25 protein-coding genes and 1 tRNA gene are annotated in these 23,557 nt (G+C 57.8%); 6 read left to right on the top strand and 20 right to left on the bottom strand.

Annotated features, from left to right (window positions below):
• Positions 1 to 24 precede the first annotated feature (24 nt).
• Positions 25 to 1,575, bottom strand: coding sequence for a helicase HerA-like domain-containing protein (locus VOI23_RS04995; RefSeq protein WP_323782443.1), 1,551 nt, complete (start codon positions 1,573 to 1,575; stop codon positions 25 to 27).
• A 425-nt stretch (positions 1,576 to 2,000) separates the two neighbouring features.
• Here VOI23_RS04995 and VOI23_RS04990 point away from each other — a divergent pair, with 425 nt between their 5' ends.
• The gene (locus tag VOI23_RS04990) at positions 2,001 to 2,612 is read left to right on the top strand and encodes an invasion associated locus B family protein (RefSeq protein WP_323782441.1); all 612 of its coding nucleotides are present in this window, start codon (positions 2,001 to 2,003) and stop codon (positions 2,610 to 2,612) included.
• A 94-nt stretch (positions 2,613 to 2,706) separates the two neighbouring features.
• Here VOI23_RS04990 and VOI23_RS04985 read toward each other — a convergent pair whose 3' ends face one another.
• The 4 genes from VOI23_RS04985 to VOI23_RS04970 are packed head-to-tail and all read right to left on the bottom strand — an operon-like array spanning position 2,707 to position 6,951.
• Positions 2,707 to 3,915, bottom strand: a complete 1,209-nt coding sequence (locus VOI23_RS04985; protein ID WP_323782438.1) for a beta-ketoacyl-[acyl-carrier-protein] synthase family protein — start codon at positions 3,913 to 3,915, stop codon at positions 2,707 to 2,709.
• Positions 3,912 to 4,172, bottom strand: a complete 261-nt coding sequence (locus VOI23_RS04980; RefSeq protein WP_323782435.1) for an acyl carrier protein — start codon at positions 4,170 to 4,172, stop codon at positions 3,912 to 3,914. Before VOI23_RS04980 ends, VOI23_RS04985 begins: the two co-directional genes overlap by 4 nt.
• Positions 4,173 to 4,205: 33 nt before the next feature.
• Positions 4,206 to 5,297, bottom strand: a complete 1,092-nt coding sequence (gene lpxD, locus VOI23_RS04975) for a UDP-3-O-(3-hydroxymyristoyl)glucosamine N-acyltransferase (RefSeq protein ID WP_323782432.1) — start codon at positions 5,295 to 5,297, stop codon at positions 4,206 to 4,208.
• A gap of 34 nt (positions 5,298 to 5,331) precedes the next feature.
• Entirely contained in the window at positions 5,332 to 6,951 is a 1,620-nt protein-coding gene (locus VOI23_RS04970) for a L,D-transpeptidase family protein (RefSeq protein WP_416376504.1), read from the bottom strand.
• A 325-nt stretch (positions 6,952 to 7,276) separates the two neighbouring features.
• Between VOI23_RS04970 and VOI23_RS04965 the strand changes: the two genes are divergently transcribed.
• The gene (locus VOI23_RS04965) at positions 7,277 to 7,846 is read left to right on the top strand and encodes a YcbK family protein (protein ID WP_323782429.1); all 570 of its coding nucleotides are present in this window, start codon (positions 7,277 to 7,279) and stop codon (positions 7,844 to 7,846) included.
• Positions 7,847 to 7,991: 145 nt separating this feature from the next.
• Complete coding sequence (locus VOI23_RS04960; RefSeq protein ID WP_323782426.1) at positions 7,992 to 8,729, top strand: glutamine amidotransferase; 738 nt, start codon at positions 7,992 to 7,994, stop codon at positions 8,727 to 8,729.
• 77 nt (positions 8,730 to 8,806) lie between these two features.
• On the opposite strand, the gene VOI23_RS04955 is transcribed toward VOI23_RS04960, so the two are convergent.
• The 15 genes from VOI23_RS04955 to VOI23_RS04885 form a co-directional block, all read right to left on the bottom strand.
• Positions 8,807 to 10,315: an SDR family NAD(P)-dependent oxidoreductase gene (locus VOI23_RS04955; RefSeq protein WP_323782423.1), complete on the bottom strand. Its 1,509-nt coding sequence runs from the start codon at positions 10,313 to 10,315 to the stop codon at positions 8,807 to 8,809.
• 135 nt (positions 10,316 to 10,450) lie between these two features.
• Positions 10,451 to 10,527 (bottom strand) — tRNA-Arg (locus VOI23_RS04950).
• 186 nt (positions 10,528 to 10,713) lie between these two features.
• Positions 10,714 to 11,727, bottom strand: a complete 1,014-nt coding sequence (locus VOI23_RS04945) for a methyltransferase (protein WP_323782420.1) — start codon at positions 11,725 to 11,727, stop codon at positions 10,714 to 10,716.
• Between the two features lie 109 nt (positions 11,728 to 11,836).
• The gene (locus tag VOI23_RS04940; RefSeq protein WP_323782417.1) at positions 11,837 to 13,057 is read right to left on the bottom strand and encodes a cysteine desulfurase; all 1,221 of its coding nucleotides are present in this window, start codon (positions 13,055 to 13,057) and stop codon (positions 11,837 to 11,839) included.
• 2 nt (positions 13,058 to 13,059) lie between these two features.
• Positions 13,060 to 13,641: a Yip1 family protein gene (locus tag VOI23_RS04935; RefSeq protein ID WP_323782414.1), complete on the bottom strand. Its 582-nt coding sequence runs from the start codon at positions 13,639 to 13,641 to the stop codon at positions 13,060 to 13,062.
• The gene (locus tag VOI23_RS04930; protein WP_323782411.1) at positions 13,628 to 14,125 is read right to left on the bottom strand and encodes a YIP1 family protein; all 498 of its coding nucleotides are present in this window, start codon (positions 14,123 to 14,125) and stop codon (positions 13,628 to 13,630) included. Before VOI23_RS04930 ends, VOI23_RS04935 begins: the two co-directional genes overlap by 14 nt.
• A complete protein-coding gene (gene sufD, locus VOI23_RS04925; RefSeq protein WP_323782409.1) occupies positions 14,125 to 15,408 on the bottom strand; it encodes a Fe-S cluster assembly protein SufD in 1,284 nt (427 codons plus the stop codon). Before sufD ends, VOI23_RS04930 begins: the two co-directional genes overlap by 1 nt.
• The gene (gene sufC, locus VOI23_RS04920) at positions 15,408 to 16,163 is read right to left on the bottom strand and encodes a Fe-S cluster assembly ATPase SufC (protein ID WP_323782406.1); all 756 of its coding nucleotides are present in this window, start codon (positions 16,161 to 16,163) and stop codon (positions 15,408 to 15,410) included. Before sufC ends, sufD begins: the two co-directional genes overlap by 1 nt.
• Positions 16,164 to 16,195: 32 nt before the next feature.
• Entirely contained in the window at positions 16,196 to 16,795 is a 600-nt protein-coding gene (locus VOI23_RS04915) for a hypothetical protein (RefSeq protein ID WP_323782403.1), read from the bottom strand.
• 2 nt (positions 16,796 to 16,797) lie between these two features.
• On the bottom strand, positions 16,798 to 17,112 hold the full coding sequence (locus tag VOI23_RS04910) for a heavy metal-binding domain-containing protein (protein ID WP_323782400.1): 315 nt from the start codon (positions 17,110 to 17,112) through the stop codon (positions 16,798 to 16,800).
• A gap of 4 nt (positions 17,113 to 17,116) precedes the next feature.
• On the bottom strand, positions 17,117 to 17,323 hold the full coding sequence (locus VOI23_RS04905; protein WP_323782397.1) for a hypothetical protein: 207 nt from the start codon (positions 17,321 to 17,323) through the stop codon (positions 17,117 to 17,119).
• Positions 17,320 to 18,192, bottom strand: coding sequence for an FkbM family methyltransferase (locus VOI23_RS04900; RefSeq protein WP_323782394.1), 873 nt, complete (start codon positions 18,190 to 18,192; stop codon positions 17,320 to 17,322). Before VOI23_RS04900 ends, VOI23_RS04905 begins: the two co-directional genes overlap by 4 nt.
• A gap of 21 nt (positions 18,193 to 18,213) precedes the next feature.
• Complete coding sequence (gene sufB, locus VOI23_RS04895; protein WP_323782391.1) at positions 18,214 to 19,749, bottom strand: Fe-S cluster assembly protein SufB; 1,536 nt, start codon at positions 19,747 to 19,749, stop codon at positions 18,214 to 18,216.
• A gap of 27 nt (positions 19,750 to 19,776) precedes the next feature.
• Positions 19,777 to 20,820 carry a cysteine desulfurase family protein gene (locus VOI23_RS04890; RefSeq protein ID WP_323782388.1) on the bottom strand — a complete coding sequence of 348 codons (1,044 nt, stop codon included), beginning with the start codon at positions 20,818 to 20,820 and terminating at the stop codon, positions 19,777 to 19,779.
• 115 nt (positions 20,821 to 20,935) lie between these two features.
• A complete protein-coding gene (locus tag VOI23_RS04885; protein WP_323782385.1) occupies positions 20,936 to 21,397 on the bottom strand; it encodes an Rrf2 family transcriptional regulator in 462 nt (153 codons plus the stop codon).
• A 159-nt stretch (positions 21,398 to 21,556) separates the two neighbouring features.
• Between VOI23_RS04885 and VOI23_RS04880 the strand changes: the two genes are divergently transcribed.
• Genes VOI23_RS04880 through VOI23_RS04870 form a run of 3 tightly spaced genes read left to right on the top strand, consistent with a single transcriptional unit; the run spans position 21,557 to position 23,530 of the window.
• Complete coding sequence (locus tag VOI23_RS04880; RefSeq protein ID WP_323782382.1) at positions 21,557 to 22,213, top strand: alpha/beta hydrolase; 657 nt, start codon at positions 21,557 to 21,559, stop codon at positions 22,211 to 22,213.
• A 7-nt stretch (positions 22,214 to 22,220) separates the two neighbouring features.
• Positions 22,221 to 22,460 carry a hypothetical protein gene (locus VOI23_RS04875; protein WP_323782380.1) on the top strand — a complete coding sequence of 80 codons (240 nt, stop codon included), beginning with the start codon at positions 22,221 to 22,223 and terminating at the stop codon, positions 22,458 to 22,460.
• The gene (locus tag VOI23_RS04870) at positions 22,457 to 23,530 is read left to right on the top strand and encodes an HD domain-containing protein (protein WP_323782377.1); all 1,074 of its coding nucleotides are present in this window, start codon (positions 22,457 to 22,459) and stop codon (positions 23,528 to 23,530) included. Before VOI23_RS04875 ends, VOI23_RS04870 begins: the two co-directional genes overlap by 4 nt.
• Positions 23,531 to 23,557: the final 27 nt, after the last annotated feature.

Here is a 23,557-nt window from a genome sequence, read left to right as displayed (position 1 = left end):
CCGCCCTCCGGACAAGTTCCTGCCTCATTTGCCCTTGAACAATCCCCCCAGAATGCCGCGCACGATGCGCCGCCCGGTAGTGCCGCGCAGTTCCTTGACCAAAGCCTTGCCAAGCGCATCACCCACCGTGTCGCCACGCGCATTGCTGCGGGTCGAGCGCGAAGACGAGCGTTTCACCCGCGATCCCGAATAGCGCCGGGCTGCCTTGAATTCACGCTCTACTTCTTCTGCTTCCACCTCGCGCCGCTCGGCCGCTTCGGCTTCTTGCGCGGCCTCCTGCGCCCGCTTGGTCAGAATTTCATAGGCCGAGTGCCGGTCTTGCAGCACCTCGTATTTCCCTGCGACGGGCGAGCTGTCGATCAACGCTTTGCGTAGGGCCGCATCTATCGGTCCCAGCTGCGAGGATGGCGGACGGATCAGTGTCCGTTCGACCACACCCGGCACGCCCTTTTTTTGCAGAAAGGACGTCACCGCTTCTCCAACCCCGACTTCACGGATCGCCTCTTCGGTGTCGAACCGGGGATTGTCGCGATAGGTTTCGGCGGCCAGCCGCAATTCCTTGCGGTCGCGTGCGGTGAAGGCGCGTAGCGCGTGCTGCACCCGGTTGCCCAGTTGGCCGAGGATGTCTTCGGGCACGTCGGCCGGGTTCTGGGTGATGAAATAAACCCCCACCCCCTTGGACCGGATCAGCCGCGCCACCTGTTCCACCTTGTCGACCAGCGCCTTGGGCGCGTCGTCGAACAGCAGATGCGCCTCGTCGAAGAAAAACACCAGCTTCGGTTTGTCCGGGTCGCCCACTTCGGGCAGTTCCTCGAACAGTTCCGACAACAGCCACAGAAGGAAGGTCGCGTAGAGACGTGGCGACGCCATCAGCTTGTCGGCGGCCAGGATGTTGATCCGCCCACGCCCGTCCAGATCGGTGCGCATCAAGTCGGATAATTCGAGCGCCGGTTCGCCGAACAGCTTCGCCCCGCCCTGGTTTTCCAACACCAACAGACGGCGCTGAATCGCGCCCACCGACTGGACCGAGATATTGCCGTAACGCAGGCTCAGATCGGCGCGGTTTTCGCCGACCCAGACCAGCAGCGCCTGCAGATCCTTCAGGTCCAGCAACGGCAGCCCCTGTTCGTCGGCCAGACGGAAAGCGATGTTCAGGATGCCTTCTTGTGCCTCGGACAGTTCCAGCAGGCGCGACAGCAGCAGCGGACCCATTTCCGCCACCGTGGTGCGCACCGGGTGGCCCTGCTGGCCGAAAAGGTCCCAGAAGGTGACCGGGAACGCCTGATAGCTATAATCGTCCAACCCGATCTTGCCTGCACGATCCATGAACGCGTCATGCAGTTTGAATCCCGGCGATCCGGCTGCTGCCAGGCCCGACAGGTCGCCTTTGACATCTGACAGGAACACCGGCACGCCCTGAGCGGAAAAGCCTTCTGCCATGATTTGCAGAGTCACGGTTTTACCGGTGCCGGTTGCCCCGGCAACCAAACCATGGCGATTGGCATATTTCAGCGACAGCCCCTGTTTTTCGCCATAATCGTCGCCGCCACCGCCAATGAAAATACTGTCCTGCACCCGACTGCCCTCTTTTTCAGCAAATGTTTCTGTTCTGAAAGTACATTGTTAACCTCTTCATGTAACGATGAAAAACACCGGGATGCCATCGCTTTGGGCACCGGTTGGCTCCCTCCCGTATGGCCACGCCGTCCCAAGTTTCGGGGCGGCGTTTCTTTTTTAATCGTCTTGCCGCAAACCCTGTTGACGGACCGTTACAAACATCCTAGCGTTCCGTTAATGACTAAGTCGGCCAGTCCGACGGGGAGAAAAAAAGTATGAAAAGGGGTCCGTTTGTGACCCCTTTTTGTTGTTTTGCTCCGTGATATCCGAGCATGGCAGGAATTCGCCAACAGAGCCGGTTTGCGGGCGTTTTCCTGCCTGACAGTCGGGCGTTGGCATGTTAGAGCCATGGCAATGAAAACCGAGCAATTGATGGGGGTAACATGCCCAAATTTCTTAATATTGTTTCCGTTCTGGCCGCGTTGAGCATTGCCGGGGCGGCATTTGCACAGGATACCGCCGAAACACCGGCAGCTGATTCAGCAGCCGACACCCCCGCCGCAAACACCGATCCGGGTTTAAGCCTTGGCGAAGAGGTGAAAGTCGAACCGTATATTCGCGAAACCTCGGGTGATTGGAACCTTGAATGCCTGCGGACCGGCACCGATGAAGAACCCTGCCAACTGATGCAGGAACTGAACGGCGGGGACGGTAACCCGATCGCGACCGTACGGCTGTTCCGGCTTAAGAATGGCGGCGACGCCGAGGCGGGCGCGATGATCGCCGTGCCGCTTGAAACCTTGCTGACGGCACAGCTGACCATTGCAGTGGATGGCAACCCGGGAAAACGGTATCCGTTCTCGGTCTGCGACCGGCTGGGATGTTACGCCCGTATTGGTCTACGTGCCGAAGACATCGCAGAATTCAAGCGTGGCGCCAAGGCGACGCTTTCGATCGTGCCTTTTGTCGCCCCTGATCAAATCGTGCGGGTCGATATGTCGCTGAAGGGCTTTACCTCTGGATATGACATGGTGACAGAGGTTGCCTCGCAGTAACAACAGTCGCGGTGCGAAAACACAAAGGCCGCCCCTTGGGGCGGCCTTTTGCATTTACGATCCGGTTTCAATGCGACGGGGGCGATCCTTGTCGTCAGACTTTCTTCAACGCCAGAACCGCGTTCAGACCACCAAAGGCAAACGCGTTCGACAATGCATAGTCGATGTTGGCTTCGCGTGCTTCGTTCGGCACCACGTCCAGAGCGCATTCGGGATCGAATTCTTCGTACCCGATGGTCGGTGCGATCACCCCGTCGCGCAGGGCCATGATGCAAGCCAGTAACTCAACAGCACCCGTGGCGCCAATCAGATGGCCATGCATCGCCTTGGTCGATGACATCATCAGCTTATCAGCATGCGGACCGAACACATCGGCAACCGCAGCGCATTCGGTTTTATCATTTGCCGCTGTGCCGGTGCCGTGAGCGTTGATATAGCCAATCTGGTCTGCGTTGATCCCGGCATTCTGAAGCGCGCCGGATATCGCCCGCGCAGCGCCCTGTTTCGACGGCATCACGATATCGGAGGCGTCCGAGGTCATCGCGTAGCCGACCACTTCGCAGAGGATTTCTGCGCCGCGTGCTTTAGCGTGTTCATATTCCTCGAAGACGAAAACACCCGCACCTTCGCCCTGTACCATGCCATTGCGGTTGGCGCTGAACGGGCGGCAGGCGTCTTTGGACATTACCCGCAGCCCTTCCCAGGCTTTCACGCCACCAAAGCACAGCATCGATTCCGATCCGCCGGTGACCATCGCTTTGGACATGCCAGAGCGCACGATCTGGAACGCCTGCGCCATCGCGTGATTTGACGACGCACAAGCAGTCGAGACCGTGAAGGATGGGCCCTTCAGGTTATATTTCATGCTCAGATGACTGGCCGCAGCGTTGTTCATCAGCTTGGGGACCACGAAAGGATGAACCCGGTTCTTTCCTTCTTCGTAGACGGCGCGGTAATTGTCATCCCAAGTAGACACACCGCCGCCCGCCGTGCCCAGAACGACACCTGCCTTGGCGGCCAGTTCACCGACGAATTCCAGCCCGGCCTGCGTAATTGCTTCTTCTGCGGCGACAAGGGTGAATTGGGTGAAGCGGTCGTAAAGCGTCATCTGCTGTCGGTTAAAGCGCCCGTCAGCCTCGAATCCTTTAACCTGGCCACCGATCTTGATCGCCAACCGATCGACATCGCGAAATTCCAGATCACCGATGCCGCAGCGGCCTTCTTTCATGGCACCTAGCGTTTCCACGACCGAGTGCCCAAGAGCGTTAATCGTCCCCGCGCCAGTAATAACTACTCGGTTCATGCGGTTTGCTCGGCCACCAATTTTTCGATTCCGGCGATGATCGTAGAGACCGAAGAAATGTCGAAATCGCTTTGCTCGGGCTCGTTGGCGTTGAACGGCACTGTAATATCAAAGGCTTCTTCAATGGCGAAGATGCTCTCCACCAATCCCAGACTATCGATGCCCAGATCTTCCAACGTGCTGTCCATCGTGACATCTGACGGTTCCAGTACCGCCTGTTCGGCGATGATTCCGATCACTTTGTCCTTGGTGCTCATGATCCCGGTCTTCTCCTCGTGATTGAGGCTGATTTAGTCGCTCTTGATCGACTTGGAAACAGCTTTCTGCAATGTCGCCACGTCCCGGAATAGGCGCGGCAAACGGCGCAATCCTTTGTAGACCTCGATATGGGTCTCCATCTTCATAGCTGGATAGCCCAGCATCACCCGGCCGGCTGGCACATTCGCCAATACCTTGGTCGCCCCACCGGTGATCACGTGATCGCCAATAAACAGGTTATCACTGACCCCGGTCTGCCCGCCCAGAACGACGTTATTGCCGATACGTGACGATCCTGCGACACCGACCTGGGCACAAATCAGACAATCGTTGCCGATTTCCACATTATGACCGATCTGGGCCAGATTATCGAATTTTACCCCGTTGCCGATCTGCGTGTCACGCACGGTGCCGCGGTCGATGCAGCTGTTCGCGCCCAGTTCGACGTCATCCCCGATGGTGACGCTGCCTAGCGAATGGATGCGGGCATAGCTTTGCGCGGCCAGATCGCCCTGATCGCCCAAGGTGTCGCGCACCCGTTCTATGGTCGATTGCTCGGGTGTGACAAAAGAAAACCCGTCGCCGCCCACAATCGCGCCGGGCTGCGCGATAAAACGCGCGCCGATGGTCACCCGGGCACCGATCTTCACCCCTTCGCGCAGGTAGGCACTTTCGCCCAGCACTGTATCCGTACCGATGAAACATTGCGGCCCGATCACCGATCCTGCGCCAATCCGTGCCCCCGCTCCGATCACTGTCAGAGGCCCGACGGAAACATTTTCGCCAAGCTCTGCCGCGGGATCAATCACCGCAGAGGGATGAATGCCAGTGGCAAAACCCTGTCCCGGATCCATCATTGCTGACAGCCCCGCCATAGCGAAACGCGGGCGCGGCGCGGTGATTGCGGCCTCCAGCCCCAGCGCTTGCCAATCGGCACCGGCCCAGAGCATCGCTGCGCGGGCCTGACCATCGGGCAGACCAGCGGCGAAGTCCGGTTTCATCGCCAATGCCAGATCGGTATCGCTTGCCTGCGCCGGTTCGGCCACGCCGTTCACCTGCAGATCGGTATTGCCGAAGGCTTCGGCACCCAAGGCGGCTGCGATTTCCTTGATACTGTGGTTCATGCAGTTATCCCCGGCGGTTCGTCCGAGGAAAGCCTTAGCCGCGAACCGCGCCCAAGGCCACCCCTGCCTGTTCCAGTGCGTCCCAGATATGGGCGTCACGGCCATAGACATCACGGCGGTAATGCGCCTTGCCTTTGGCAGGGATCGTCGCGGTGCGGTAGATGATATGCACCGGAATATGCTGTTCCAGTTCCACTTTGGTTTCGCGCCCGGTTTTCAGAATGCTTTGGAACTGACCTTTCGGGTCATCGGTCTGCCGCGCCAGTAGAGCATAGGCAAATTCGAACGGCTTTTGCAGCCGGATGCAGCCATGGCTGTAGGCGCGGCTTTCGCGTCCGAACAGGCTTTTGGCCGGAGTATCGTGCAGATAGACGTTCTGCGGATTAGGGAACATGAACTTCACCAGCCCCAGCGCGTTGCGGCTGGACGGGGGTTGTTTCATATCGAAAGGAAAGTTACGCGTGTTGAACTGGGTGAAATCCACAGCTTCACGATCAACCAGACGACCGCGTATATCGGTCAGACGCAGATGCGAGGCAGCATTGGGATTTTTCTGTAGCTGCGGCAGATATTCCTTGACCGCGATCGACCGGGGAACATTCCAGGTCGGATTGATGATCATGTGCTCCATCACATCGGAAAATTCCGGGCTGCGGCGGTCATGTTGGTTCATTCCGACGACAGATCGTGTTTCGAACGTCACCTTACCGTCATCGACGATCTTGGCCGTAAAATCGGTAAGGTTGACCAGAACGTGGCGCTTGCCCCGTTCCATATTCATCCAGCGTTCCCGCTCCATCGCGACGAGAACCGATTTCAGCCTGTCTTCTACCGGAACATTGATTTCCGTCAGTGTGCTGGTTCCAGCTACGCCATCTGCGGCAAGGCCGTGATCGGATTGAAATTGCTGAACCGCAGATTCGATGGACTTGTCATAGCTCATCGTCGCACTGCGACCGAGATAGCCCATTGCGATCAGGCGATCTCGCAGCTTGATCACGGCGGCACCTTTATCGCCGGGTTCCAGTTTCCTCTCCGGGACGGTCGCGCCCCAACCGCCCTGCGTCATCAGTGTTTGCAAGCGCATCATTTCTTTGCGCAGACGTGTGTATTCGGGGGCATTGGGTGCCAGCGCGCGCATCACTTCAGCCGGATCGCCGTTGATCAGATCGGACATCAGTTCGGCGCGATCGTGATAATTCACCTTGCGCACAATGCCTTTGTCTATTGAGGACGGGACCACGATGCCGGACTGAACGTCATGGGCATAATTGAGATAGGCCTTTGACAATGCCACATCGAGAACACCCAGATCGCGCGGCGTCTTGGCCGTACGCATCTGAACCATCAATCCGGAAGTGTCATAACGGCTCTGCGGCAACCCATGCGACGACGCACGGCCGAGTGCTTCGATCAATGCTTTGCGCCGTTGCAGGAATTCAGCACCCTCACCGGTCCAGACCGCACCGAATTTCGAATCGCGGTAAAACTTGGCCAGTTGTCTGTCATCCGACGCGTATTCTGCCACGGCCTGGCGAAAGCCGGTCATATGTTCCTGTGCCGCCGAGGGGGCGGGAGAAAGGGTCGAAATCATACAAGCCGTCACGACGACAACCGCGATACGGGCAAGCCCAGAACGTGTCATTGGCAGCATTGGCGCGTTCCTTCTGAAATATACTGCGTTACATAAACTGTTCTTCTGTCTCCCCAATTTTGGGGTTTCTGTCCATTCACAAAAGGTAATATCGCAGTCTTCACTTTGGGATTGATGCAGCGCTGCACTCAATTTTGGCCTAATCGTCACAATATCGCACTATTGAGCAAAAAACCGCCGAATCCCCTTGAATTTGGAAAAAAGTGCTAAAAGGGCGGTTGGTGGAATGTTTCTTGTATGTCATAAAACGCCTGCATCTGGGGATGAGATGGCAGGCCTCGCGTAACATCGCGGGCAACAGGTAAGCGACAGGACGGGCGCTATTATGACTAAACACAGCTCTTTGAGCTTCACGCGGCGTGGGCTGCTTGGTGCTTTTGCAGCGACCACACTCACGGCCGCACCGACTTTTTCCAAGGCAGCAGGGTTCCTTCGTGGTTCTGGCGATATTCGCCGGATCAAGATGTATTCAGGCCGCACCGGTGAAAAGCTTGATATGATCTACTGGATCGAGGGCGATTATATCGCCGACGCGCTGAAGGAAGTCACGCATTTCATGCGCGATTGGCGTACCAATGACATCAAAAAGATTGACGCGCGCACCATAGATATCATGGCGGCATCGCATAATCTGTTGGATGTCACCGAACCGTTCATGTTGTTGTCGGGGTATCGTAGCCCGCAGACCAATGCGATGCTGCGGTCCCGTTCGCGTGGCGTTGCCAAGAATTCGCTGCACATGCAGGGTCAGGCCGCTGATCTGCGGTTGGGATCGCGGTCGGTCAATCAAATGGCACGCGCCGCATTGGCGTGCGAAGCTGGTGGTGTCGGGCGCTATTCGCGATCAAACTTTGTTCACATGGATTGCGGTCCAGTTCGGCATTGGGGCGCTTGACCCTTTAGAGAAAATATTCCGTTCGCAACGCAAAAAGCCCGTCCGATCCGGATGGGTTTTTTTGTTCCCGGTATGGTGCCAACCGCCAATTGATCCGTTGACCGCAACGCGCTACCCCGATCTTTGACGCCCGAGGAGCCAAGACATGACCAAACCCTTCCTGATCCTGCAACTACGTCCCGAAACGCAGGCCGCCGACGACGAATATGACGCCTTTCTGAAAAAGGGCGGGATCGGGGCCGGGCAAACCCGTCGTATCCGGCTGGATCAGGAAAGCATGCCCGATCTCGATCTGACCGATTATGCCGGGGTGATCGTTGGTGGCGGACCGGGCTGCGTTTCCGACCCGGTCGAAACCAAAGACCCGACCGAAGACCGGATCGAGAAACAAATCCTGTCATTGATGCCGAGGATCACCGAGAACGACATTCCGTTTCTCGGTTGCTGCTACGGTATCGGCATTCTGGGTCACCATCTGGGTGCCGAGGTCAGCAAGAAACAATTTGGCGAACCGGTCGGCGCGGTGGACTGCACTGTGACCGAGGCCGGTAAAGCCGATCCGCTATTGCTCGGTGTGGCTGAGAGCTTTGCTGCCTTTGTCGGCCATAAGGAGGCAATGCAAGACCTGCCCATTGGGGCGGCGCACTTGCTTGGTTCCGGCCCCTGCCCGTTCCAGATGGTACGCTACAAATCGAATGTCTATGCCACGCAGTTCCATCCCGAAGCCGACAGCGCCGTGTTCGAATTGCGTATCCGGCTATACAAGGACAAGGGGTATTTCCACCCCGATGAGGCCGACGACCTGATCGCCATGTGTCGCGCCGCCGATGTGACGCAGCCGGAAATCATCCTGCGGAACTTCGTGTCCCGCTACAGCTGTTGAAATCTAGTGCGTATATCAACGAATTCTCAGACTGCGAAATAGTGGCGCGTCATTTGCTGACCTGATGACTGAACGGACTAAGATTTCGAAAGCAGCGCGGCGATGACCGGTCTTTGTGCCTGAATACGCGCATAGTCGAGCACAAGCCCGTAAGGCGCGAGCATCGATCCCAGAAAGTCATAGAGCGGCTTTATTTCTTCAAATGGTACCGTCACTAGTTCGAGCGCCGTCGCCCCGGATTTGGAGCGCAACGACTTATCTGCACCATATTCGAGTAGAGTTTCCAGTATCTCTTCACGACACAGCAGCGCCGCCATGTGCAGTGGGGTCGATCCATCCCGGTTGGACTTGTCCACGGTTGCGCCTGCGGCCAGAAGCGCCTTTACCGCATCCGGTTTGTCAAAAGTTGTCGCCACGATCAGTGCCGTGGCTCCGGAAGGGTCAAGAGCGTCCGGATCGACGCCGAGCGCCAGAGCGCTTTGCAGCGCCGCGATATCGCCCGTGAACGCGGCCCCGTGCAGGCTGATGCCGGTTTTTGGCTCACTAACCAAAGCCTCTTTCTCGGTTTGCAGGACGTCGTCTATCATCGCAACCAGTTCGTCCCGGCTATAGCTGAACGCCTGCTCCTGATTAAGTTGCACAGCTTCCTGCAAGGCCCGACGAATTGTCATCTCCGCCTCGGCCTGTGTGGGAACCACCATGTAACGCGGTTTGGGTTTATCAGCAGTCAGGAAATCCAGCACCGCGAACGCAACGTCGTCGGGGTCTTTGTATTGTGACCGGTCCAGCGGCCCGGTCACGAGATCGAGCATGGACCCATAGCGGGAACCTTCCGCGGAATAGCCCGATGCCTGCATCCTCTTGACCATCGAGGCCACGATTTTCGATTTGTAGTTTCCCGGTTCCACGGCTGCGACACGCACATTGAACCGCTCCATCTCGGCGGCCAGACTGTCGGTATAGGCCTCCAGCCCGTGCTTGCTCATGCTGTAAACACCAGAAAACGGTGACGAAATCACACCGGCAATCGAAGTCACGTTCATGATACGGCCTTCGCTTTCGATGATCAGGTCGGCAAATGCCTTGGTCACCCGATACGGGCCCAGCAGGTTCACATCGAACAGGAAATTCAAATCGCTTTCGGGGGTTTCGATCAGCGGGCCGATATGAGCGATGCCGGCATTGTTGATCAACCCATACAAGCCCCGCCCCTCGGATTGGACCAGCGCGACAGCGTCGTCGATATCGCTTTGGATCGTGACATCAAGCCGGACCGATTTCACGTTGGGCATCTGGTTCAGGCGTTGCATATCCTCGGGCTTACGCGCGCCTGCATAGACGAAAAACCCGTTCTGCGACATCACCTGAGCCATCCGCAAGCCGATCCCGGAAGTCGCCCCGGTGATCAGGACCGCTTTTCTGTCCTGATCTGATTGGGCGTGCGCCGGGTTTGGATGAAATCCCAGAAGGCTCGCCAAGATAGCGAAAAGTGTGAATAGTTTTAAAGGGTTGAATGTAAGCAAGGGAAGTTCCTCCCAACTTGGCGTTTTGCCGGTCCAATATTTCCTGTGCCTGATAATGGACATTTTTTACGGAAAAACCGGATTGTCCGCATTGACACATATCAACCCTTCGCGACGATCCCTTATACCCGGAATGGTTTTGGGGCCGATAGTCACGCGTCGGCTAAATACCCGCAATAAATCAGTTATAAGGGAAAATGGTGCACCCAATAGGATTCGAACCTATGGCCTCTGCCTTCGGAGGGCAGCGCTCTATCCAGCTGAGCTATGGGTGCCTGTGGAATGGCGATATAGGCGAAAGCCACAGGCACCGCAATCGTAAAATGCAGATGATTGCCGGTGCCGGTGGATTGACTGTCAGCCCAAAGCGTTTGTGTGAAACGCTCATGGCATCATAGCAAAATTTTCGCGGATCGTCCGGCGGAATGGCCGACCTGGTCGGGGTCGGTCTTCAGATCGGATCAGGCAGGTTTCACCGCGCTTGCCAGCATGGTCATTTCCGGAATCATGACGTCGACCGAAATGTCCTCGAAACCGGCCTTGTCCAGCGACATGCGTAGCCAACCTTCATCCAGCGAACGGGCGCGCGGGGTAAATGCGGTGTGCTGCAGCTGCCAAAGCGCGGCCAATTTCGGCCCGCTGCGGTCTTCTCGAACCACGAAATCATGCAGCAGGAACCGCCCGCCCGGTTTCAATTGATCCAATGCGCGGCCAAGCAACCCATCATGGGCTTCGCCGGGGACGCCGGAAAACAGATAGGACATCAGGACCACATCCTGTTCACCAGGCCATTCGGTTTCCAGCGCATTGCCTTCGACATAGGAAATCCGGTCCTCCAGCCCAGCCTTGGCGACATATTCACGCCCCAGCGCTGCGACATTTGGGAAGTCGACGATGGTTGCCGTCAGGTTTGGGAAGGCTTTGCATAGTGTAATGGCGAAGGCCCCGGTTCCACCGCCCACGTCAAGCAGGTGCTGCGCGTCGCTGAGATCGATCTTGCGCGCCAGTTGACGCGCCGGTCCAAGCGAGCCCGAATGTTGGCTGGCGGAATAAATCCTGGCCTCTTCAGGGTCGGAAAACCATTCGGCATAAGAAGCCGTGGCCTCGTCCGGCAAATTGTCCTGCAACGCGTCATCGATCTGATCAAGCAATCCGTACATCTGCTGACCGACTTGCAGACGCAGGTAATCGCCGAAATCGTATTTTGCCCCTTTTACCAGAAAGGATTCGGCGGCCGGAGAGTTCTTGAACTTTCCATTCTCACCTTCGACCAGACCAAGCCCCGCCAACGCGGTCAGAAGAATCTCAGTGCGAATCTCGTCCAGTGGGCAGAGCGCCGCCAGTTCGGCGCAGCTAAGCGGACCGTCGGCAAGATGGGTGAATACGCCAGCCCCAAGCGCGGCAAAGAGCGCCTTGGACCCCATGAACCCAAATGCGATGTCGGAAATCTGGTCGGCTTCGGTCAAAACGGTCATGTGTATTCCCCTGTCTGTTGCGTTGGCGTGAACCTAACGACTAAGACCGGGAAATACCATTAGCGACATCAGGATGTCGGAAATGGAATACTACTTGCTCAGAGATTGATCAGCCAAAGAGGTCGTGCGCCAGTTCCAGCGCCTCGATCAGGGTGTCGATTTCGGCCTTGGTGTTATAGAGGCCGAACGACGCCCGGCAGGTTGCGGAAACCCCCAAATGATCCATCAGCGGTCCGGCGCAATGATGACCTGCACGTACCGCGACGCCCTTTTTGTCCAGGATGGTAGAGATGTCATGCGCGTGGGCGGCGCCTTCCATGGTGAAAGAAAAAATCGCAGCCTTATCCGCCGCCATGCCCTGCACGTTCAGCCAATTGAGACCAGTTAGCTTTTCGCGGGCGTAACCCGCGAGCTCAGCCTCATGCGCGGCGATATTTTCCATGCCGAGCGCCATCATATAGTCCAGCGCCACGCCCAACCCGATGATCTGCACGATTCCCGGGGTGCCGGCTTCGAATTTCATTGGTGGATCGTTGTAGACCACCGCGTCTTTCGACACTTCCTTGATCATGTCGCCGCCGCCCATGAAGGGGCGCATTTCGGCCATACGATCCTTGGCGACATAGATCGCGCCGGACCCTGACGGCCCGTACAGTTTGTGTCCGGTGATGGCATAGAAATCGCAGCCTATGTCGGCCACGTTCACCGGCATATGAACCGCGCCCTGCGATCCGTCGACCAATACCGGCACGCCCTTGTCATGCGCCGCAGCGCAAATGGATTTCACATCGACCACGGTGCCCAGCACATTGGAACACTGGGTGATGGCGATCAGTTTGGTTTTTGGGGTAATCGCGTCGATCACCTTTTGCGGGTCCAGCGCCCCGGTGGCATCGACATCGACCCATTTCAACACCACGCCCTGCCGTTCGCGCAGGAAATGCCAAGGCACGATATTGGCGTGATGTTCCATCACCGACAGGATGATTTCATCGCCCGGCTGCATCCGTGGCATCGCCCAGCCATAAGCGACCATGTTGATGCCTTCGGTGGTGCCGGAATTTAGGATGATATCGTCTTCGTCCGGCGCGCCCAGAAAACGTGCGATGGTACCGCGCACGGCTTCGTATTTTTCGGTCGCCAGATTGGACAGGAAATGCAAACCGCGATGCACGTTGGCATATTCTTGTGAATAGGCTTGGGTAATCGCGTCGATCACCACTTGGGGTTTCTGCGCCGAGGCCCCGTTGTCGAGATAAGTCAGCGGCTTGCCATTCACCTGACGTGACAGGATCGGGAAATCGGAACGGATTTTTTCGACGTCGTACATGTTCAGGACAATCCTGCGGATGAGGCTCCGATCAGGAGCAGAAAGAAAGACAAGCCAAAGGCCACGCCCAGCATTGTGAGCACCAGAACCATAATCGTTTTCAAGACCGAACCAAATCCTTGGGCTTCGTCCAGAAAGGCGATGGTGATCCAAAGCCCGTACAACCCGGCCGCCAGTGCGATCAGATCGCTGAGCAGTGTGGAGAAGAAAAATAGCACGAAAACAGCCGCTTGTACGACCAGGCGCAGGGCTTGCAGCCACACGATCAGGGCCAAAATATCGACCAGTTCGGCCCGACCGCCCAGCATACGACCAACCCAGGTCAGCAGAAAGGTGCTGATCACGATCCCGCCGCCCAGAACGATCGCGAACATCCACGGCGCGGCAAAGATCATTGGTACCGTTTCCGGTAGCGGCAACAGCGGGATCGTTATCCCGTTCAGGATCGCGTTCAGCACCACGATGAGTGCCAGCGCGGTCCACAAAACCGGGCTGTCGAGCCGCATATCCAAGATTTGCCGTGCGGCGTCACGCGGGCTGCGCAACGTGTCGAGCGCCAGTTGTTTCAGATCAGGCAGGGTCACTCTGGTCTCCCCATTCGATACGTATCAAGCCAGCGATCCAGAACCATGCGAACAGCATCAGCCACAGCAGGCCAACACCGTCCAGAGCCGGCCCGCTGCCGATGAAACCAGCCACCAATCCATGCAGCAGCACCACCGGGGAGGACGCCAAAAGCGCCCAGAACAACGACAACCGGGCGCCATAACCGCTGCCTTTGCCGCCAAAGGTGCGTGCGCCCAGATGAACGATTAAGGCCATCACGTAAAGCAGCAGCGGCATGATGAAAAGCCATGCCAGAAGCGTTCCGCCCAGCAGCATGTTCAGGTCTTGTCCGGTCATATAGGCCTGCCGCGCCAGGCGCGGCCATTGGGCGATGAAGACCAGAATGCACCCGACCATCAGGATGATCAGCGCTCGGTCTTCGCGCTGTCCGCGCGCGACCATCCGGGCCATGACGCGGCCGGGGGCTTTATAGGTTGCGACGATATCGCGGGTAACCGACATCAGCCGCGCCGGCGTTCCAGCCAGCCATGCAGCCGGCCTACGATTTCGTCGCGAAGTCCTTCGTGCTCAATTTCCTCGACCGCCTCGGCGAGGAAGGCCAGCACCAGCAGGTCGGTAGCCTTGTTTTCGGGGACACCACGCGACCGCAGGTAAAACAGTGCGGTTTCATCAATCGCGCCGCTGGTGGACCCGTGCGAACAGGCTACGTCATCGGCATAGATTTCCAATTCCGGCTTGGCCAGGAACTGGCTGTCCTCGTCCAACAGCAGCGACTGGCTGATCTGATAGCCGTCGGTCTTCTGCGCGCCTTCCTTGACCAGGATCTTGCCCTGAAACACCCCGGTTGCGCCGTTGCGCAGCACCTTCTTGAACACCTGACGGCTTTCGCAATTCACCGCATCATGGGTAATGAAAACGGTGTCGTCATGATGAAAATCACCGTCGCCCATGCAGGCCCCGGCAACATGGGCCACCGCGTTGTCGCCGGTCAGTTCGATCACGCATTCGTTGCGGGTCATCACCCCGTTGGCGGTCAGCGTGAAGGATTTGAACAGGCTTTCTTCGCCCAACAGGGCAAAGATATGGGTAGCAGCGCGCCGTTCATGGTCGCGCCCTTGTGTGCGGATATGGTGGAAGCGTGCCGTGTCGGCAACCTCGACCTCCATTACCTTGTTGAACCGCGCCGCCGCCGGGCCGTTTTCCAGCAGAGTCATTTCGGCACCTTCTTCCAGCTTCACCACGTGGTGCAGCATCGCGTCCGAAGTTTCCGAACGGTGGAAGTAAGTCAGGTTCACCGGCTTCGACACCTTTCCAGTCACCCGGATCAGTACGCCGTCGGTGGCAAACGCGGTGTTCAGCGCCGCGAGCGGGCGTTCCACAGGGGTCTGGCCGTTGGTTTCCAGAACGCCGTAGAGGCCATGCGCCCAATGAATATCGGCATCGACATCGGCAAGGCGCGAAATCTCGATCCCCTCGCCGGCCAAGTCATCACTGGCCGCGGCATCGAAAACACCATCGACGAAGACGATTTGCAAACGGTCGACTTCGCCGAAAACCGTTGCTTCCTCGGCTTCGAACAGCGCCGCCGGTGTCACCTCGGGCGCGATCAATGTGTCAGGCCGCGTGTATTTCCAGTATTCATCTCGCCGCCCGGGCAGCCCCATCGCGCGCAGCCGTCCCAGTGCGCCTTTGCGCGCATCGGTCAGCCATGCAGGCCCGGCAGGCAGGTTCAGGCCCGAAACCCGTGCCTCGGTCGCGTCCAGTTTTACCTGCGTCAATGCCATTACGCCACCTCCGCCAAGATGTCGGCATAACCGTTCTTTTCGACTTCCAGCGCCAGTTCGGGACCACCTGTTTTGATGATTTTACCGTCGGCCATGATATGAACGACGTCCGGGGCGATGTGATCCAACAGCCGTTGATAATGGGTGATGACCAGGAAAGACCGGCCTTCGCTGCGCAGCGCATTGACGCCTTCGGCAACCAGTTTCATCGCATCCACATCAAGCCCGGAATCGGTTTCGTCCAGAATGCACATTTTCGGTTCCAGCATCGCCATTTGCAGGATTTCGTTGCGCTTCTTCTCGCCGCCGGAAAACCCGACATTGACCGGGCGTTTCAGCATTTCAGCGTCGATTTTCAGCGTCTTGGCCTTGGCCCGGATCACTTTGAGAAACTCTGTAGAAGACATTTCTTCTTCTCCACGCGCCTTGCGTTGAGCGTTCACGGCCGTGCGCAGAAAGGTCATGTTGCCGACGCCGGGGATTTCGACCGGATATTGGAACGCTAGAAACAGACCTTCGGCGGCGCGATCTTCGGGGTCCATGTCCAAAATGTCCTTGCCGTCCAGCAATGCTTCGCCGCCGGTGACTTCATAGCCACCCTTGCCCGACAAGACATAAGACAGGGTGGATTTACCCGATCCGTTCGGCCCCATGATCGCGTGGACCTTGCCGGTTTCCACGGTCAGATCCAGACCTTTGAGGATCTGCTTGTCCTCGTCTTCCAATTTGACCTGCAGGTTCTTGATTTCCAGCATGGTGTCGTTCCTTTTCCTGTTCGTCCGCCCTATCAGGGCCGCAGCATGAGTTGAACCACCTTGAGCAGCTTCTTGCGCGGCACGGGGGTGGGTGTGATTTCGAAACGGGCCATCCGTCCGATCATTTCTTCGGGTTGGCCCAGGAATTCTTCGACGACGTGAAACCGTTCCCGGCGCTTGTAATCGTCGAAATAAAGCGTCACCGGCCGGGTGATGCGAAACGCCGTTGCCAGTGCACAGCCAACCCGAAAACGGCCATCGACCAACACCACGTCGGGATGTTCGAAGCCCGGGTTGTCCCAGATCTGCAACGGGTAGCGAGGAAATTTTTTCCATTCGCTGTCATCGACAGGATGACCCCATTCCTTGGTTGCTCCAATATCGGAATGTACGATATGCACGTCGCCCATCGGGGGATGGGCCACGAAATAGTCACGCATCATTTGAGCCCAGTCGGCGTCGCTTTCCACCGACCAGACGGATTTGCCCAGCTCGGCCGCGACAACCGTTGATCCGCCACTGCCATATTCCAGTATGGTGTCCGCCTGAGCATAAGCCTTGCTTAACGCAATGGCTTCTGCCTCCGGCAGCGTCAACTCGGGACGGTTGGGGATATCCGGGCTTTGGTCCACGCTTACGCCACCACCACGGCGGTGCCGCTGGCCGACACCATCAGCATCGACTGGCCGACCACTTCGTAGTCCAGATCGACCCCTACGACCGCATTGGCACCAAGTGCTGCTGCGCGCTCTTCCATTTCCCGCAAAGCTGTGTCGCGGCCATCCTGCAACTTGCTTTCATAGGCGCCAGAGCGGCCACCGATGATGTCGGTGATCCCGGCGAACATGTCGCGCACGACATTGGCCCCCATGATAGCCTCTCCGACAACGATGCCCTTGTAACCGGTGATTTTCCGACCCTCGATGGAATTGGTAGTGGTGACAATCATGATTTTAGAACCTGAAATAGGTGATCAGCATGAAAACGGCCATCGCCGCCAGACCAAACACGAAAGAGGTTGCGATAACAGACCCGGCCAGCAACCCTTCTTTGTTGCCACGGGATTTGCGCACGCTCAGTCCCAGCAGCGCACCTAAAAAGATACCCAAACCGACCCCGGCGGATTTCACGACAAGAAATTTGAACAAGGCCAGGCTCATGCGCGCAGCTCCCTTGGTAAGTGATTGACATAGCCCGCCGCCAGTGACGCACCTGCGTTACGATTGGCCAATTCGTCGAGACATAACAACGCGAGGTCATGACTGCCGAACACCGCCGCTGCCAGACACGCCAGATGCGCGATCTGTTCGTCGCTCCATTGCGTGCGATCCTCGAACGACCGGATATAAACGGCATCGCCATCGATCAGCTGGCTTCCGATGGCGCGGCGGTTGAGCCGCTGGCTTTGCGAATTGTGCAGCATCCGCGATTTCGGTTGGATGAATTTATGCAAAACAAAACCCTGATGACGCAGTTCAGCGTCGAGTTCGTGCAAATCCGGTTCACCATCATAGAGGCGATAAAACCGCATTTCTGCGATCACGGCGATGGCCTGCGACAGCTTTCCGCGCCCCGATTGCAGCACCTGAACCTCGGCTCCCTGCGCATCGACCTTCAACAGGTCCAAGAGCGGCAGATCGTCTAACTGGTCCAGCCCCACCAGATCGACCGTCATTTCGGATTCGGAGCCCAGATGACGGCGAAAATGACCCAGATAGCCGATGCTTTTGCGCGACAGCTTGTAAAGCGAAGACATTTCCGACGCAGGATAGGCATTGAACACCGCCCTGCCCGGTTGCCCGACCGCTTGCTCCAAAACGTGAAGCCAGTCCGGTTTTCCAGCCTCCAAATCGGCACGGGCCGTGTCATTGGGTTCGAAACCCCAGACTTGCGCCAGACCGGCCTCGGCCAGCGCATGATAGGGTGGCGCTTCGATCGGATTGGCCCCGACATCGGCAACACGTATCGGACGGATGGGGGCAAGCCCTTCCGCCAGATAGGTCATCAATTTCGCGGCCAGATGTGCCATGCGTTCCCCGAATGATGGGCCTTAGCCCACCGATCCTTCAAGACTGATCGCCACAAGCTGCTGCGCTTCCATGGCAAATTCCATCGGCAGAGCCTGCAACACGTCCCTGCAGAACCCGTTGACGACCAGCGCCACGGCCTCTTCCTCGTCCATGCCGCGCTGTCGGCAGTAAAACAGCTGATCGTCATCGACTTTGGATGTGGTCGCCTCGTGTTCAACCCGCGCCGAATTGTTGCGCACCTCGATGTAAGGCACCGTATGAGCGCCGCATTTGTCGCCTATCAGCAGGGAATCGCACTGGGTATAATTGCGCGCTTTCTTCGCCTTCGGGTGCATCGACACCAGCCCGCGGTAAGTATTCTGCGCATGCCCTGCGCTGATCCCCTTGGACACGATGCGCGATTTGGTGTTCTTGCCCAAATGCACCATTTTGGTGCCGGTATCGGCCTGCTGGTAATTATTGGCGATCGCGATCGAATAGAATTCGCCCTGACTGTCATCGCCACGCAGGATGCAGGACGGGTATTTCCAAGTTACCGCCGACCCGGTTTCCACCTGGGTCCACATCACCTTGGACCGGTCACCACGGCAATCGGCACGCTTGGTGACAAAGTTGTAGATACCGCCGCGGCCTTCCTCGTCGCCGGGATACCAGTTCTGCACGGTTGAATATTTCACCTCGGCATCTTCTTCGACAATGATTTCCACCACCGCCGCATGGAGCTGTGCGACGTCGCGCTGCGGCGCGGTGCAGCCTTCCAGATAGCTGACATAAGACCCCTTGTCGGCGATGATCAGCGTGCGTTCGAACTGGCCGGTATTTTCGGCGTTGATGCGGAAATAGGTCGACAATTCCATAGGACAGCGCACACCGGGCGGTACATAAACGAATGACCCGTCCGAGAACACGGCGCTGTTCAGCGTCGCATAGAAATTGTCCGATTGCGGCACGACCGACCCGAGGTATTTCTTCACCAGTTCAGGATGTTCGCGGATTGCTTCGGAAATCGAACAGAAAATGACACCGGCCTTCTGCAGTTCGGCCTGGAATGTGGTGCCGACCGACACAGAATCAAACACGGCATCCACTGCGACCTTGCGGCCCTCGGCCGGCGCATCCTCGGCCCCTTCGATCCCGGCCAGGATCATCTGTTCCTTCAGCGGGATGCCCAGTTTTTCATAGGTCGCCAACAGCTTGGGATCGACCTCGTCGAGCGATTTCGGCTTCTCCTCCATCGATTTCGGACGGGCATAGTAATACTGGTCCTGAAAATCGATTTCCGGGTAATTTACCATCGCCCATTTCGGCTCTTCCATTTTCTGCCAGCGTTCCAGCGCCTGCAGCCGCCAGTCTGTCATCCAGGCGGGTTCGTCATTCTTGCTGGAAATCAGTCGCACGATATCTGCATTCACGCCCTTGGGCGCGTATTCCATTTCGATCTCGGTTTCCCAGCCGTATTTGTACTTGCCTCCGACTTCGCGAACCGCATCGACCGTTTCCTGATCGACGCCTTCTTTTACCTGATCTCCGCCCGGTGGGTTTTCCAAAACTGTCATCGTTTCAACTCCTGTTCGCGTCTCGCCTCACGCAGCGCGGGCGGTGAATTTCTTTTGCTTCGCCAGCCAGTTTTCGGCAAAGCGCATTACGTCGTCTTCTGCGGTTTGCAGACCCAGCGACACCCGGATCGCACCCGTGGCCACATCGTCGCCATAGCCCATCGCGGTCAGCACCTTGCTGGCGCGAACCTTGCCGCTGGAACAAGCCGATCCGGCGCTGATGGCAAAGCCCGACAAATCCATCTGCATCACCTGGGTTTCGCCTTTCCAACCGGGCGTGGCAAAACAACTGGTATTGGGCAGCCGCCGCGCTGACTGACCGGCAAAAACGGTCTGTGGCGCTTCGGCCGCGATGACCGCTTCCATCTTGTCTCGCAAAACTTCGATCCGCGCCCATGCACCCGTGGCCAGATCGCGCGCAGCCGCTTCTGCCGCAGCGCCAAAACCAGCAATCCCGATCACGTTTTCGGTGCCTGCTCGGCGGCCCATTTCCTGTCCGCCGCCTTTCAGCTGTGCGCCGATATCGGTGCCACGCCGAACCACCAGCGCCCCGATACCCTTGGGCCCGCCCAGTTTATGGGCCGAAACCAATGCCGCCGTGACCCCGGTCCAGTTGAAACTCAGCGGCAGCTTGCCAAACGCTTGCGTCATGTCGCTCAGCGCCAACCCTTCGGGAAGCTCCTGCACGACGCCGGTTTCGGAATTGGCCAGTTGCAGCACCGACGTTTCCGGGGCGTCAATATCGACCCGCCCGTTCTGATCGACCGGCAAACCTGTTTCGATCCAGACACTGACCGAGTCATGCTCGACCAAGGCCCCGTGCAAATTCCGCCCCGAACAGAACAGTGCCGCAGCTTCGGTGGCGCTGGACACGAAGATCACATCGGCCCCATCCGCGCCAAGCGCTGCTGCAACCTGTGCCCGCGCAGCCTCGATCAACGCTTTGGCTTCCCGTCCTTCGGCATGCACCGAAGACGGATTGCCGTAGACCTCCATCGCCGCGATCATCGCATCGCGTGCCTCGGGGCGCAGGGGCGTGGTGGCGTTATGATCCAGATAGACCCGCCCCATCACAATCCCCGTTTCATCTTGGCAGAAATACTCCGGGGGAGTCGCCCGACGGGCGACGGGGGCAGCGCCCCCTGACCCTGCCCGCCGCAGGCGACATGATATGCCGCAGGCCCTCTCATTCCTCATCCACCACATCGAACAAATTCGGTACTGCCGGACAGGGGGCCAGACTGTTGTCCACCACATCCGACAATCTGGCCTGATGCAGGAAAACATAGACATGGGCTGACAGACTTTGCCACAACCGGTTGGTTACCGATTGCGCCTTCGATCCCGACGCCGCGCCACTGGCCCCGGCCCCTTTATGCATCGCGTCCACCGATTCATCGACCGCTGCCAATACTTCGACCACGCGGATATCGCTGGGCGCACGGGCCAGCCGGTACCCGCCCCCGGGACCGCGCACCGATTCGACCAATCCCGCCCGGCGCAGCTTGACGAAAAGCTGCTCAAGATAGGGCAGCGAAATGTCTTGTCGTTTGGAAATACCACCCAGCGTGACCAGCGCACCACCCTCTTGCAACGCGATATCTGCCAGCGCAACCATGGCATAACGGCCCTTGGTACTGAGTTTCACCGCGAACTTCCTTTGCGAACTGATTGACGATAAGGCCAGCAAGGCTTATCTCGCTTTAAGCCATCCGGCGTAATAGCCGACAATTTAGAACAGTTCTAGAGTGCTTGAGCGAATTCGTCAAGAATAACCGCCGCACTGTTTGAAGGAGACAGGCATCCCATGCCCGAGGTTATTTTTCCCGGTCCCGAAGGCCGTCTTGAAGGTCGCTATCACCCGCAAAAAGACCGGGATGCACCGATCGCGATTGTCCTTCATCCGCACCCGCAATTCGGCGGGACAATGAACAACAAGGTGGTCTACAACCTGCACTATGCCTTCTATAATATGGGATTCACCGTGCTGCGGTTCAATTTCCGCGGTGTTGGGCGCAGCCAGGGCGAATACGATCAGGGCATTGGCGAACTCAGCGATGCGGCCTCGGCGCTGGATTACCTGCAGTCGATGAATTCCAATTCGAAACATTGCTGGGTCGCGGGCTTCAGCTTTGGCGCCTGGATCGGCATGCAATTGCTGATGCGGCGGCCTGAAATCACCGGCTTCATCTCGGTCGCACCACCTGCGAACATGTATGACTTTTCTTTCCTCGCCCCCTGCCCCAGTTCGGGTCTGATCATCAACGGCACCGCCGACCGCGTCGCGCCGCCTGCCGATACCGAGACTCTGGTGAACAAACTGCATGAACAAAAGGGCATCACCATCTCTCATGAACAGGTCGAAGGCGCCGGCCATTTCTTTGAAAAGCCCGAACATATGGATCAGATGATTGGAACTGTTTCCGACTATGTGAAGCGTCGTTTGACCGAAAGCACCCGCTGAGCTCGCAATGGGGATAGCCGAGGATCTTTCCGATGCGCTGGCCAAGGACGTAATTGAGGCGGTCGAGGCGCTTGATGATCTCGACCTGATCGATCAGGTCGCCAAACAGCTGGGTGCGTCATCGCAAACCATGCAAGAGGCGTTCCTGACAGCCGTTCGGGTGCGGCTGTCGGAAAAGCGCGCGCGCAAGTTCCTCGATGCCCGCCTGTCGCGCGCTTTGGACCAAGCCAAGAGCACATCGGAATGAGCCAACGGCTCGATGCACAGCTTGCCTTTCTGACCGAAGCGTGCCGGCTCAAACAGGTCGACCGGCATACGCGTCTGCACGACCAGTCGCGGCCAGAAAACTTCGCTGAACACATATGGCACGTGGCGCTTTACGGGCTGATCATGCTGCCCCGGGGGGCAGATCCCGGTCTGACGGATCGTGCGATTGCAATGATCCTGCTGCATGATCTGGCCGAAATCGAAGCCGTTGATCCTTCGGTCCATGAAAACCGAGATGCTGATAACGGCATCGGCACTGAACCTGCCGCCAGCGACCGGATTTTTGGCTTCTTACCCTCTGATCAGGCGCAGCGGCTCCACGCCCTGCGGGATGAATTCGAAGCCGGAGACAGCGAGGCGGCGCGGCTGGCCGGGCAAATGGATCAGGTTCAAACAATCTTTCAGGCGGCGTCACCCAAAACAGGGCACGGTGAACAATTTGCGATAATGCAGGACACTGCCGGGCTATCCGCCTCGGACCTGTCCGGGCGCATTGCCTTTCTCAACGAAGCGGATGCGTTGAAATCCGTCTATCGCGCCACTCGGATTGCTGGCGGTAACCGGTTCGAAAACAGCGCTGAACATAGCTGGCATCTGGCGCTCTATGCGCTTGTTCTGGCTGAACATGCCGAAAAAGGCGTCGATATTGCCCGGGTGATCCGCATGTTACTGATCCACGATCTGGTCGAAATCGATGCCGGTGACGCGCCGATTTTCGGCAGCCATGACGTGGCCACGAAGGAAGCCGAGGAATTGGCGGCGGCCCGGCGGATTTTCGGGCTTTTGCCTCAAGACCAGGCCGAAGAGCTGCTGGCGCTCTGGTTAGAATTCGAAACGAATGAAACGGCAGATGCACGTTTTGCCAAAGCACTGGACCGGTTCCAGCCGCCGAACCAGAACCTGGCCTCGGGTGGCGGGTCCTGGATAGATTATGATGTCGATTTCGAAATGATTTCGACCCGGGTCGGTGCGAAAATCGCTAATGGAGCGCCCGTTTTGTGGGATTGGATCGCACCGAAAATCAAGGATTTCCTAGACCAGACACGGTGAAGGGCCACCCCCTCTGCGCGCTTCGCA

This window comes from Thalassovita sp., from assembly GCF_034670005.1.
Taxonomy (GTDB): Bacteria; Pseudomonadota; Alphaproteobacteria; order Rhodobacterales; family Rhodobacteraceae; genus Thalassobius.
The sequence above is the reverse complement of the archived record's forward strand: the minus strand, read 5'-3'. Positions and strand labels throughout refer to the sequence as shown.